Origin of the sequence: Streptomyces solitudinis, from assembly GCF_036323765.1 — a bacterium.
Classification (GTDB): domain Bacteria; phylum Actinomycetota; class Actinomycetes; order Streptomycetales; family Streptomycetaceae; genus Streptomyces.
The window spans coordinates 360,255-372,417 of the sequence record NZ_JAZDCW010000004.1 but is presented as its reverse complement, the minus strand read 5'-3'; the positions used below and the strand labels follow the sequence as shown (position 1 = coordinate 372,417).

11 protein-coding genes are annotated in these 12,163 nt (G+C 73.9%); 10 read left to right on the top strand and 1 reads right to left on the bottom strand.

The features are described from left to right. Positions 1–3 precede the first annotated feature (3 nt). The 3 genes from hisS (at position 4) to V1J52_RS12910 (ending at position 3,377) form a co-directional block, all read left to right on the top strand. A complete protein-coding gene (hisS, locus tag V1J52_RS12920; protein WP_330139874.1) occupies positions 4–1,263 on the top strand; it encodes a histidine--tRNA ligase in 1,260 nt (419 codons plus the stop codon). Between the two features lie 66 nt (positions 1,264–1,329). Next, positions 1,330–1,977: a vitamin K epoxide reductase family protein gene (locus tag V1J52_RS12915; protein WP_330140108.1), complete on the top strand. Its 648-nt coding sequence runs from the start codon at positions 1,330–1,332 to the stop codon at positions 1,975–1,977. A gap of 38 nt (positions 1,978–2,015) precedes the next feature. Beyond that, positions 2,016–3,377 carry a replication-associated recombination protein A gene (locus V1J52_RS12910; RefSeq protein WP_330139873.1) on the top strand — a complete coding sequence of 454 codons (1,362 nt, stop codon included), beginning with the start codon at positions 2,016–2,018 and terminating at the stop codon, positions 3,375–3,377. Between the two features lie 25 nt (positions 3,378–3,402). Here the strand turns inward: V1J52_RS12910 and V1J52_RS12905 are convergent, their stop codons facing one another. Further along, complete coding sequence (locus tag V1J52_RS12905) at positions 3,403–4,257, bottom strand: DUF2470 domain-containing protein (RefSeq protein ID WP_443075810.1); 855 nt, start codon at positions 4,255–4,257, stop codon at positions 3,403–3,405. 55 nt (positions 4,258–4,312) lie between these two features. Here V1J52_RS12905 and rpsD point away from each other — a divergent pair, with 55 nt between their 5' ends. The 7 genes from rpsD (at position 4,313) to V1J52_RS12870 (ending at position 12,019) form a co-directional block, all read left to right on the top strand. Continuing rightward, positions 4,313–4,924, top strand: coding sequence for a 30S ribosomal protein S4 (gene rpsD / locus V1J52_RS12900; protein ID WP_330139871.1), 612 nt, complete (start codon positions 4,313–4,315; stop codon positions 4,922–4,924). 242 nt (positions 4,925–5,166) lie between these two features. After that, positions 5,167–5,598: a DUF948 domain-containing protein gene (locus V1J52_RS12895; RefSeq protein WP_330139870.1), complete on the top strand. Its 432-nt coding sequence runs from the start codon at positions 5,167–5,169 to the stop codon at positions 5,596–5,598. A gap of 8 nt (positions 5,599–5,606) precedes the next feature. After that, on the top strand, positions 5,607–5,957 hold the full coding sequence (locus tag V1J52_RS12890; RefSeq protein WP_330139869.1) for a DUF6167 family protein: 351 nt from the start codon (positions 5,607–5,609) through the stop codon (positions 5,955–5,957). After that, positions 5,957–8,635 carry an alanine--tRNA ligase gene (alaS, locus tag V1J52_RS12885; protein ID WP_330139868.1) on the top strand — a complete coding sequence of 893 codons (2,679 nt, stop codon included), beginning with the start codon at positions 5,957–5,959 and terminating at the stop codon, positions 8,633–8,635. Before V1J52_RS12890 ends, alaS begins: the two co-directional genes overlap by 1 nt. Then, positions 8,635–9,099 (top strand): Holliday junction resolvase RuvX, encoded by a 465-nt coding sequence (gene ruvX, locus V1J52_RS12880; RefSeq protein ID WP_330139867.1) that lies wholly within the window; start codon positions 8,635–8,637, stop codon positions 9,097–9,099. Before alaS ends, ruvX begins: the two co-directional genes overlap by 1 nt. A 98-nt stretch (positions 9,100–9,197) precedes the next feature. Further along, positions 9,198–11,186 carry an endolytic transglycosylase MltG gene (mltG, locus tag V1J52_RS12875; protein WP_330139866.1) on the top strand — a complete coding sequence of 663 codons (1,989 nt, stop codon included), beginning with the start codon at positions 9,198–9,200 and terminating at the stop codon, positions 11,184–11,186. Beyond that, on the top strand, positions 11,183–12,019 hold the full coding sequence (locus V1J52_RS12870; protein WP_330139865.1) for a shikimate dehydrogenase: 837 nt from the start codon (positions 11,183–11,185) through the stop codon (positions 12,017–12,019). The genes mltG and V1J52_RS12870 overlap by 4 nt, the downstream gene beginning before the upstream one ends. Positions 12,020–12,163: the final 144 nt, after the last annotated feature.

Below are 12,163 nucleotides of genomic sequence, written 5' to 3'. Positions count from 1 at the left end.
GACGTGAGCACCTTCTCCGCCCCCAAGGGCACGTACGACCTGATCCCCCCCGGCTCCGCCGACTTCCTCGCCGTGCGCGAGGCCATCTCCGCGCCGCTGCGGCGCGCGGGGTACGGCTACGTCGAGACGCCCGGCTTCGAGCAGGTGGAGCTGTTCGCCCGCGGTGTGGGCGCCTCCACCGACATCGTCACCAAGGAGATGTACACCCTCACCACCAAGGGCGGCGACGAGCTGGCGCTGCGCCCGGAGGGCACCGCCTCCGTGCTGCGCGCGGCGCTCCAGGCCAACCTGCACCGCGGCGCCCTGCCGGTGAAGCTGTGGTACTCGGGCTCCTACTACCGCTACGAGCGCCCGCAGGCGGGCCGCTACCGGCACTTCTCGCAGGTCGGGGCCGAGGCCCTGGGCGCGGAGGACCCGGCGCTCGACGCCGAGCTGGTCATCCTGGCCGCCGACGCCTACCGCTCGCTGGGCCTGCGCGACGTGCGGCTGCTGCTGAACTCGCTCGGCGACGCGGAGTGCCGCCCCGTCTACCGCGCCGCGCTCCAGGAGTTCCTGCGCGGCCTCGACCTGGACGAGGAGACCCGCGCCCGGGTGGAGATCAACCCGCTGCGGGTGCTGGACGACAAGCGGGAGGCCGTGCAGCGCCAGCTCGCCGGCGCGCCGCTCATGCGCGACCACCTGTGCGAGGCGTGCAAGGGCTACCACGAGCAGGTCCGCGACCTGCTGACGGCGGCGGACGTGGCCTTCGAGGACGACCCCAGGCTGGTGCGCGGGCTGGACTACTACACCCGCACCACCTTCGAGTTCGTCCACGACGGCCTGGGCGCGCAGTCCGCCGTCGGCGGCGGCGGGCGCTACGACGGGCTCTCGGAGATGATCGGCGGGCCCGCGCTGCCCTCGGTGGGCTGGGCGCTCGGCGTGGACCGCACGGTGCTGGCGCTGCGCGCCGAGGGCGTCACGCCCGAGCTGCCCGCGCACACCGAGGTGTTCGCGGTGCCGGCCGGCGAGGAGGCCAGGCGCACGCTGTTCGGCCTGCTCACCGTGTTGCGCAGGTCGGGGGTGGCCGCGGACTTCGCGTACGGCGGCAAGGGCATGAAGAACGGCATGAAGTCCGCGAACCGCTCCGGTGCCCGGCTCGCCCTGGTGCTGGGCGAGCGCGACCTCGCCGAAGGCGTGGTGCAGGTCAAGGACCTGGCCAGCGGTGAGCAGGAGGCCGTGCCGCTGGCGTCCGCGGTGGAGCGGGTCCGGGCGAAACTGAGCTGACCTCCCGCTCGTTGGGGCACAATGAGCAGCACGCCGAGGCAGACGGACGACGGGACGACCGCGATGATGACCGAGACGGCACCCTCCGCAACGGACGGCACCGAACCTGAGCAGCGCCCGGAGGGCGCCGTCGCGGCCAGCCGCGCCTTCGCGTGGACGCTGATCGTCAGCGGTGCCGCGGGGCTGCTGGCCGCCTTCGTCATCACCTGGGACAAGTTCAAGCTGATGCAGGCGGAGATCGACGGGACGCACTTCGTCCCCGGGTGCAGCCTGAACCCGATCGTCTCCTGCAAGGACATCATGGAGAGCGACCAGGCGTCGGTGTTCGGCTTCCCGAACCCGCTGCTGGGCCTCGCCACGTACGCGGCCGTCATCACGATCGGGGCGGCCGCGCTGGCCGGCGCCCGCTACCGCCGCTGGTTCTGGCTCGGGCTGCAGGGCGGCACGCTGTTCGGCGTCGCCTTCTGCACCTGGCTCATGTACCAGTCGCTGTACAACATCGTCGCCCTGTGCCTGTGGTGCTGCCTGGCCTGGGTCGCGACGATCGTCATGTTCTGGTACACCACCGTGCACAACCTGCGGCACCGCATCCTCCCGGCCCCCGGGGGGCTGCGGCGCACGGTGCTGGAGTTCCACTGGCTGCTGCCGACCCTGCACATCGGCATCATCGGCATGCTCATCCTCACCCGCTGGTGGAGCTTCTGGACGAGCTGACCCGGGCACTGTCGGCGGCGTGACTTAGGGTTTCCGGCGTGGAGCCCGATCTGTTCACCGCCGCAGCCGAGGACCGCCAGGCCAAGGAGCCGTCCGCCAGCCCGCTCGCCGCCCGCATGCGGCCGCGCACTTTGGACGAGGTCGTGGGCCAGCGCCACCTGCTGCGCCCCGGCTCCCCGCTGCGCCGCCTGGTGGGGGAGGGGGCGGGCGGCCCGGCCGGGGCGTCGTCCGTGATCCTGTGGGGCCCGCCGGGGACGGGCAAGACGACGCTCGCCCACGTGGTGAGCCGGGCCACCGACAAGCGGTTCACGGAGCTGTCGGCCATCACCGCGGGCGTCAAGGAGGTCAGGGCCGTCATCGACGGCGCCCGGCGCTCCTCGGGGGCGTACGGCAAGGACACCGTCCTGTTCCTCGACGAGATCCACCGCTTCTCCAAGGCCCAGCAGGACTCGCTGCTGCCCGCCGTGGAGAACCGCTGGGTCACCCTGATCGCCGCCACCACGGAGAACCCGTACTTCTCGGTGATCTCCCCGCTGCTCTCCCGCTCGCTGCTGCTCACCCTGGAACCGCTCACCGAGGACGACCTGCGCGGCCTGCTGCGCCGGGCCGTGGCGGACGAACGGGGCCTGGCCGCCTCCGTCACGCTGCCGCAGGACGCGGAGGCGCACCTGCTGCGCATCGCGGGCGGGGACGCCCGGCGCGCGCTGACCGCGCTGGAGGCGGGCGCGGGCGCGGCCCTGGCCAAGGGGGAGGAGGCGATCACGCTGGCCACCCTGGAGGAGGCCGTGGACCGCGCGGCGGTCGCCTACGACCGCGACGGCGACCAGCACTACGACGTCGCCAGCGCGCTGATCAAGTCCATCCGGGGCTCCGACGTGGACGCGGCCCTGCACTACCTGGCCCGCATGGTCGAGGCGGGGGAGGACCCGCGCTTCATCGCCCGGCGGCTGATGATCTCCGCCAGCGAGGACATCGGGCTCGCCGACCCGACCGCGCTCCAGACGGCCGTCGCCGCCGCGCAGGCGGTCGCCATGATCGGCTTCCCGGAGGCCCGGATCACGCTCAGCCAGGCGACGATCGCCCTGGCGCTCGCGCCGAAGTCCAACGCCGCCTACCTGGCGATCGACGCCGCGCTGGCGGACGTGCGCGCCGGGCACGCGGGGCCCGTTCCGGCGCACCTGAAGGACAGCCACTACCGGGGTGCGCAGAAGCTGGGCCACGGCGAGGGCTACCGGTATCCGCACGACGCGCCCGGGGGCGTCGCCGCCCAGCAGTACGCGCCCGACGCCGTCCACGGCAAGCGGTACTACGCCCCGACCCGGTACGGCACCGAGGCCCGGTACGCGGACGTCGCCGAGCGGGTGCGGGCCCGGCTGCGCGACGAGGAGCCGCCCCGGTAGGAGGAGTGCGGGGCGCCGGGGGCGCTCAGGCCGGGTCCGGGGCGTCGGCGGCGTCGAACAGCCGGTGCATCGCCTGGCGCAGCCGGACCACGTCCTCGGCCGGGTCGGGGAAGGGGAAGTGCACGTCGAACGTCTCGCCCTCGCCCCCGGCCGGCGGGCAGTAGCGCACCCGCAGCCCGTGGCGGTCCAGCGCCAGCGGCACCGCCCGCAGTCCGGTGGCGCAGGTCTCCGCCCGCTCGCCCAGCAGCGCGCACAGCCCGTGCACCTGCTCACCGTGGGCGGCGGCGAGGTGCTGGAGCAGGTCGGCCTCGTGGGCGGCCAGCGGGTCGGGGCGCGCGGCGGCGAACTCCTCCGGCTCCACCTGGGCCGTGCCCCACAGGTCCTCCACGGTGGCCTCGCCGACCTCCAGGCGCAGCAGCACCTGCCCGGGGGCGTCCGGGGCCGGTGCGGACGGCAGTCGGCCGGCCAGCAGCGTGCGGATGCCCGGCAGCTCCGCGCCGGGTACGGCGGTCAGCCAGCCGCCGATCTGCGCGCGGCCCCGGATGCGGTGCGGCACCGCGACGGGGGCGACGTCCGTGAGGTCCATCACGGCCACCACGTCGTCGCCCCGGGCGTACGTGGCGGCCCTGGCGGCGCAGGAGTCGCCGCTGACCAGCAGGAACACGTCGCCGTCCGGGGCGACGGCGCAGCCGCTGGGCAGCGTGGTGCCCAGTCCGCCGGGCTCGGCGCCGGGAATCGCGAGCACGACCGATACGCTGGATTCGACGAGGGTTCGTACGCGCTCGGCGGCTGTGGGCCGCCCGGCGTCTTCCACGGGACGCGGCTGACCCGCCCCGGTGTCGTTCTCGGTACCGGGCAGGGGGCTCCCAGGTCGAAACATGCGTTCTCCTCCGCTAAGGTAAGCCTCACCTAACTTACACGGAGGTTCGTTCCACGTGAACCAGTCGCGTCCCAAGGTCAAGAAGTCGCGTGCGCTCGGCATCGCGCTGACCCCGAAGGCCGTCAAGTACTTCGAGCAGCGTCCCTACCCGCCGGGTGAGCACGGCAGGGGCCGCAAGCAGAACAGCGACTACAAGGTCCGGCTGCTGGAGAAGCAGCGGCTGCGCGCCCAGTACGACATCAGCGAGCGCCAGATGGTCCGCGCCTACGACCGCGCCCGCAAGGTCGACACCAAGACGGGCGAGGCGCTGATCGTCGAGCTGGAGCGCCGCCTCGACGCGCTCGTCCTGCGCTCGGGCTTCGCCCGCACCATCTACCAGGCCCGTCAGATGGTCGTGCACGGCCACATCGAGGTGAACGGCCGCAAGGTCGACAAGCCCTCGTTCCGCGTGCGGCCCGACGACGTGGTGGCCGTCCGCGAGCGCAGCCGCTCCAAGACGCCGTTCCTGGTGGCGCGCGAGGGCGGCTTCGCCCCCGACGGCGAGATCCCGCGCTACCTGGAGGTCAACCTCCAGGCGCTGGCGTTCCGGCTGGACCGGGACCCCAACCGCAAGGAGATCCCGGTCATCTGCGACGAGCAGCTCGTCGTCGAGTACTACGCCCGCTGACGCCCCGCCGCCGTCCCGCCCCCGGGCGGCCGGGAACGGTCCCGAGCCAGGACCGTCCCGGCCGCCCGGGGGCGGCGGCGCGGGCGCGCCCCCGGGCGCAGGCGACGTCCGCCGGCGGCCGCCCGGTGCCGCACGCCCAATGCGTTACGGGCCGGGCGCCCTCGCGCGATAAGGTCGAAACCTGCCGCCAGGGCCCGTCCGGCGGCAGGCCCCGACCATGAACCCGAGGGAAGCGGTGCAGCGTGTCCGGTGGAGAGGTGGCCGGTCTCCTCGTGGCGGTCTTCTGGGCGATCCTGGTGTCGTTCCTCGCCGTCGTGCTCGTGAGGCTCGCCCAGACGCTCAAGGCCGCCACCAAGCTGGTGTCCGGCGTCACGGAGCAGGCGGTGCCCCTGCTGGGTGAGGCGTCCGCGACCGTGCGCTCCGCGCAGAGCCAGCTCGACCGGGTGGACGCCATCGCCGCCGACGTCCAGGAGGTCACCGCCAACGCCTCCGCGCTCTCCTCCACCGTCTCCACCGCCTTCGGCGGACCGCTGGTGAAGGTCGCCGCGTTCGGCTACGGGGTGCGCCGGGCCCTGGGCCGCGGGACCGAGCCGCCGAAGTCCACCGTCGTCGTGGCGGGCGGCCTGCCCTCCGCCCGCCGCGCCCGCCGCCGGCGCGGCGCCGGAAAGGACTGAACGGCCCCATGTTCCGACGCACCTTCTGGTTCAGCGCCGGCGCCGCCGCCGGCGTCTGGGCCACCACCAAGGTCAATCGCAAGCTGCGCAGCCTCGCGCCCGAGTCGCTGGCCGTCCGCGCCGCCGACCGGGCCGTCATCGCCGGGCACCGGCTGAGGGAGATCGCCGTGGACGCGCGGTCCCAGATGATCCAGCGCGAACACGAGCTGAACGAGGCGCTCGGCCTCACCCCGCACCCCGACGGCGCCCGCCGCGCGCGCGAGCTGTCCGCGCGGCAGCGCCCCCCGACGCTTCCCGGACGGGACCCGCGGGCCACGAGCGGCCCGCCCCACCGCAGTCACGGAAATGAGGACCACTGATGGAGTCGGCTGAAATCCGCCGCCGCTGGCTGAGCTTCTTCCAGGAGCGTGGGCACACGGTCGTGCCGTCGGCGTCGCTGATCGCGGACGACCCGACGCTCCTGCTGGTCAACGCGGGCATGGTGCCCTTCAAGCCGTACTTCCTCGGCGAGGCCAAGCCGCCCTACGACCGGGCCGTCAGCGTGCAGAAGTGCGTGCGCACGCCGGACATCGAGGAGGTCGGCAGGACCACCCGGCACGGCACCTTCTTCCAGATGTGCGGCAACTTCTCCTTCGGGGACTACTTCAAGGAAGGGGCCATCAGGCTCGCCTGGGAGCTGCTGACCACCGCCCAGGCCGACGGCGGCTACGGGCTGGACCCCGAGCGGCTGTGGATCACCGTCTACGAGCGGGACGAGGAGGCCGAGCGCATCTGGCGCGACGTCGTCGGAGTGCCCGCCGAACGCATCCAGCGCCTGGGCATGGGCCCCAACTTCTGGTCCATGGGCGTGCCGGGGCCGTGCGGCCCCTGCTCGGAGATCAACTACGACCGGGGTCCGGAGTTCGGCGAAGAGGGCGGCCCGGCCGTCAACGACGAGCGCTACGTGGAGATCTGGAACCTGGTCTTCATGCAGTACGAGCGCGGCGCGGGCACCGGCAAGGAGGACTTCGAGATCCTCGGTGACCTGCCCGCGCAGAACATCGACACCGGCCTCGGCCTGGAACGCCTGGCGATGATCCTCCAGGGCGTCCACAACATGTACGAGACGGACACCCTGCGGGTCGTCATCGACCGGGCTACCGAGCTGACCGGCGTCCGGTACGGCGCGGCCCCCGGCACCGACGTCTCCCTGCGCGTCATCGCCGACCACCTGCGCACCTCCGTCATGCTCATCGCCGACGGCGTCACCCCCGGCAACGAGGGCCGCGGCTACGTCCTGCGCCGCATCATGCGCCGCGCCATCCGCAACATGCGGCTGCTCGGCTCCCAGGACCCGGTGGTGGGCACCCTGGTCGACACGGTCATCGACACGATGGGGCAGCAGTACCCCGAACTCGTCACCGACCGGGGCCGCGTCAGGGCCGTCGCCCTCGCCGAGGAGGCCGCCTTCCTCAAGACGCTGCGGGCGGGCACCAACATCCTGGACACCGCCGTCACCGAGACCAAGTCCGCCGGCGGCTCCGTCCTCTCCGGCGACCAGGCGTTCCTGCTCCACGACACCTGGGGCTTCCCGATCGACCTCACGCTGGAGATGGCCGCCGAACAGGGCCTGAGCGTGGACGAGCAGGGCTTCAGGCGCCTGATGAAGGAGCAGCGGGAGCGGGCCAAGGCCGACGCCCAGGCCAAGAAGACCGGCCACGCCGACCTGTCCGCCTACCGGCAGGTCGCCGACGCCGCCGGCGCCACCGAGTTCACCGGCTACCACCACACCGAGGGCGAGACCACCGTTGTCGGCCTCCTGGTGAACGGCGTTCCCTCCCCGGCCGCCCACGAGGGCGACGAGGTGGAGGTCGTGCTCGACCGCACCCCCTTCTACGCCGAGGGCGGCGGCCAGCTCGCCGACACCGGACGCGTCAAGCTGGCCAGCGGGGCCGTCGTCGAGGTGCGCGACGTGCAGCAGCCGGTGCCGGGCGTCAGCGTGCACAAGGGCGTCGTCCAGGTCGGCGAGGTCACCGTCGGGGCCGCGGGCTACTGCGTGATCGACGTCGTGCGCCGCCGTGCCATCGCCCGCGCCCACAGCGCCACCCACCTCACCCACCAGGCGCTGCGCGACGCGCTGGGCCCGACCGCCGCCCAGGCCGGTTCGGAGAACGCCCCCGGGCGGTTCCGCTTCGACTTCGGCTCGCCCACCGCCGTGCCCGGCACGGTGCTCGGTGACGTGGAGCAGCAGATCAACGAGGTCCTTGCCCGCGAACTCGACGTCACCGCCGAGGTCATGTCGATGGACGAGGCCCGCAAACAGGGCGCCATCGCCGAGTTCGGCGAGAAGTACGGCGACCGGGTGCGCGTGGTGACGATCGGTGACTTCTCCAAGGAGCTGTGCGGCGGCACCCACGTGCACAACACCGCCCAGCTCGGCCTGGTCAAGCTGCTCGGCGAGTCCTCCATCGGCTCGGGGGTGCGCCGGGTGGAGGCCCTGGTCGGTGTCGACGCCTACCAGTTCCTCGCCCGCGAGCACACCGTCGTCTCCCAGCTCACCGACCTGGTCAAGGGCCGGCCCGAGGAGCTGCCGGAGCGCATCTCCGGGATGCTCACCCGGCTCAGGGACGCCGAGCGGGAGATCGAGCGCTTCCGCGCCGAGAAGGTGCTCCAGGCCGCCGCGGGGCTGGCCCAGGGCGCCCGGGACGTGCGCGGCGTGGCGCTGGCCACTGCCCGGGTCCCCGACGGGACCACCGCCGACGACCTGCGCAAGCTGGTGCTGGACGTCCGTGGCCGCATCCCCGCCGACCGGCCCGCCGTCGTCGCGCTGTTCAGCGTGGTCAACGGCCGCCCGCTCACCGTCATCGCCACCAACGAGGCGGCCCGCGAGCGCGGCCTGAAGGCCGGCGACCTGGTGCGCACCGCCGCGAAGACGCTCGGCGGCGGCGGTGGCGGCAAGCCGGACATCGCCCAGGGCGGCGGCCAGGACGCGGCCGCCGTCGAGGAGGCGCTGGCCGCCGTCGAGCGGCAGGTCGGCGAATCGCTGGTCGGCGCCTGATGCGACGCGGCAGGCGGCTCGCCGTCGACGTCGGGGACGCCCGGATCGGGGTCGCCACGTGCGACCCCGACGGGCTCCTCGCCACGCCCGTCGAGACGGTGCCGGGGCGCGACCGTCCGGCGGCGCACCGGCGGCTGGCGGAACTCGTCGCGGAGTACGAGCCGCTGGAGGTCCTGATCGGGCTGCCCCGCTCCCTGAACGGGGGCGAGGGACCGGCCGCCGCCAAGGTACGGGCCTTCGCCCGGGAGGCGGCGCGGCGGATCGCGCCGGTGCCGGTGCGGCTGGTGGACGAGCGGATGAGCACCGTCACCGCCGCCCAGTCGATGCGGGCCTCCGGCGTGAGCGCGAAGAAGGGCCGCGCACGCATCGACCAGGCCGCCGCCGTGGTGATCCTCCAGGGCGCCCTGGAGACCGAACGGGTGGCGGGGCGGCCGCCGGGCCAGTGCGTCGAAGTGGTTGTCTGATCGCAGTACGGTAACGTTCCGCGCGACACGGCGGCCTGTCGAAAATCTGCACGCCGTCCGAGTACGGGCACGTTGCCGAAGCGCGGCATAGGGGATCGATGACTGAGTATGGCCGGGGCCCAGGCTCCCAACCGTGGCATCCCGAGGACCCGCTCTACGGGGACCGGGGCTGGGACGGCAACGTCCGGCAGCAGGACGGCTGGGACGGCTACGGGCACCAGCAGCCGTCCTACCCGGAGGCGCAGCAGCAGCCGCCTCCGCAGGACGACCCCTACGCCGTCTGGCAGACGCAGCCCGGGCAGCACGGCTCCCCGGAGCCCGGGGGCGGCGGGCCCGGTGATCCGTACGGGGCGCAGCTTCCGCCCCAGCCCTACGGCGGCCAGGGCGCACCGCCCGGCTCCTACGACGCCCCCGGCGCCTACCCGGCGCCGCCGCGGCAGCAGGAGTCCGCCCCCCAGCACGACCCCTACCGGCCGTACGAGCCGCACCAGGCGCACGAGCAGGAGCCGTACGGGCAGCAGGACGCCTACGGGCAGCGCCGCGCACCGGACCCGTACCAGCAAGGCGCCTACCCGCAGGACCCGGACCCGCAAGGCCCCTACGAGCAAGGCCCGCACGAGCAAGGCCCCTACGAGCAAGGCCCGCACCAGCAGGGCCCCTACCGGCAGCACGAGCCGCACCAGGCGCACGAGCAGGACCCGTACGGGCAGCGGCACGAGCCGGAGCCCCCGCAGCGGCAGGACGGGTACGGACCGCCGGACGAGCAGGACGCGTACCGGCCCGGCGCGCCGCCACCCGCCGGGACCGGGCGGGTCCGGACACCGGAGCCCGCGCCCGGACCGGACCCGGAGACCGGCTGGGACCCGGGACCGGACGAGGGCGAGCAGGCGTTCTTCGCCGGACGCGACGGCGAGCGCGCGGACGGCGGCGAGGAGGACGGCCGTGCCGGGGAACCCGCCACCCGGGCCGGGCGCCGGGCCGCCCGCACCCAGCGCGGCGGCGGGAAGAAGAGCGGCAAGAAGAACGGCATGGCCTGCATGGTCGTGGCCCTGGTACTGCTCGGCGGGGCGGGCGGCGCGACCTACGCGGGCTACAGCTTCTACCAGAGCCGCTTCGGCCCGGCCCCCGACTACGCGGGCGAGGGCACCGGCGAGGTGCAGGTGGAGGTCCCGGAGGGGGCGTCGCTGTCCCAGGTCGCCAACATCCTCAAGGAGGCCGGTGTGGTCAAGAGCCACGACGCCTTCGTGGAGGTCAGCCAGGCCGGCGGGACGGAGGGCCAGCACGTCCAGCCCGGCATCTACACGCTCCGCAAGGAGATGTCCGCCGAGAACGCCTTCGAGCTGATCCTCGACCCCGCGAGCCAGAGCGGCCTGATCGTCCCGGAGGGGCGGCGGGCCAGCGAGATCTACGCGATGATCGACGAGAAGACCGGCTCCCCCGAGGGCACCACCGAGAAGGCCGCCGAGAAGCTGGACGTGGAGCTGCCGTCCTGGGCCGAGAACAACCCGGTGGACCCGCTGGAGGGCTTCCTCTTCCCCTCCAAGTACAGCGTCTCCAAGGACACCGACCCGGCCGCCGTCCTCACCGAGATGGTCGAGCGGGCGAAGGCCGAGTTCGACCGCGTCGGCCTGGTGGCCAAGGCGCGCGAGGTCGGCCACACGCCCTACGAGGTGCTCGTCATCGCCTCGCTGCTGGAGGCCGAGGCGCAGGACAAGGACGACTTCGCCAAGGTCTCGCGGGTCATCTACAACCGGCTGGAGGTGAACCCGGAGACCAACGGCAAGCTGGACTTCGACTCCACCATCAACTACGCGATGGGCCGCTCCACCCTTGAGGTCTCCGTGGCGGACACCAACCTCGACTCGCCCTACAACACCTACCGCAACGCGGGCCTGCCCCCGGGGCCGATCGACAACCCGGGCCACCACGCCATCGAGGCGGCGACCAACCCGGCCGACGGGGACTGGCAGTTCTTCGTGACCGTCAAGCCGGGGGACACCCGCTTCACCGCGACCTACGAGGAGCACCAGGAGCACGTGGCCGACTTCAACGAGGAGATGGCCCGGCAGAAGGAGGAGGACGAGTGAGCGGCGTCCAGCACCGCGCGGCCGTCCTCGGCTCGCCCATCACGCACTCCCTCTCCCCGGTGCTGCACCGCGCGGCCTACGCGGAACTCGGGCTGGGCGAGTGGACCTACGAGCGCTTCGAGGTGGAGGAGGCCGGGCTCGCCGCCTTCCTGGACGGCCTGGGCCCCGGCTGGGCGGGACTGTCGCTCACCATGCCGCTGAAGCGGGCCGTCATCCCGCTGCTGGACCGGGTGAGCGAGACGGCGGCGGCCGTGGAGGCCGTCAACACCGTGGTGTTCACCGGCGAGGGCGAGCGGCACGGCGAGAACACCGACATCCCCGGCATGGTGGCGGCGCTCAGGGAGCGCGGCCTCGGACAGGTGCCCGAGGCCGCCGTGCTGGGCGCCGGGGCGACGGCCTCCTCCGCGCTGGCCGCGCTCGCCCGCGTCTGCCCGGGGACGGTGACGGCCTACGTGCGCAGCGAGGCGCGGGCCGTCCAGATGCGCGGCTGGGGTGAGCGGCTGGGCGTCCACGTGCAGACCGAGCCCTGGGAGCGGGCGGCGGCGGCGCTCACCGCGCCGCTGGTCATCGCCACCACCCCGGCCGGAACGGCCGACGTGCTCGCCGGGTCCGTGCCCGGGCGGCCCGGCACCCTCTTCGACGTGCTCTACGACCCCTGGCCCACCCCGCTGGTGGCGGCGTGGGAACGGGCGGGCGGGCAGGTCGTCGGCGGCCTCGACCTCCTCGTCCACCAGGCCGCGCTCCAGGTGGAGCAGATGACCGGCCGCGCCCCCGCCCCGCTCGCCGCCATGCGGGCCGCCGGCCAGGCGGCGCTGGCCGCCCGTCCGGCCTGAGCGCCCCGCCCGGCGCGCCCGCCCGGGCCGGCGCGCCCGCCCGGGCCGGGTCCGCCTGCCGGACGGGGTGTCCGCGAGGTGGACCGGCGTCCGGTGCTGTCCTGCGGACGTGGCAGGATCGGGGGCAAGCACCGGCGAGTGAGG

Coding starts and splice junctions, on each gene's coding strand:
- mltG (WP_330139866.1), top strand. CDS start 9,198: ATGACTGAGTATGGCCGGGGCCCAGGCTCCCAACCGTGGCATCCCGAG.
- alaS (WP_330139868.1), top strand. CDS start 5,957: ATGGAGTCGGCTGAAATCCGCCGCCGCTGGCTGAGCTTCTTCCAGGAG.
- V1J52_RS12905 (WP_443075810.1), bottom strand. CDS start 4,257: ATGTTTCGACCTGGGAGCCCCCTGCCCGGTACCGAGAACGACACCGGG.
- V1J52_RS12890 (WP_330139869.1), top strand. CDS start 5,607: ATGTTCCGACGCACCTTCTGGTTCAGCGCCGGCGCCGCCGCCGGCGTC.
- V1J52_RS12915 (WP_330140108.1), top strand. CDS start 1,330: ATGACCGAGACGGCACCCTCCGCAACGGACGGCACCGAACCTGAGCAG.
- ruvX (WP_330139867.1), top strand. CDS start 8,635: ATGCGACGCGGCAGGCGGCTCGCCGTCGACGTCGGGGACGCCCGGATC.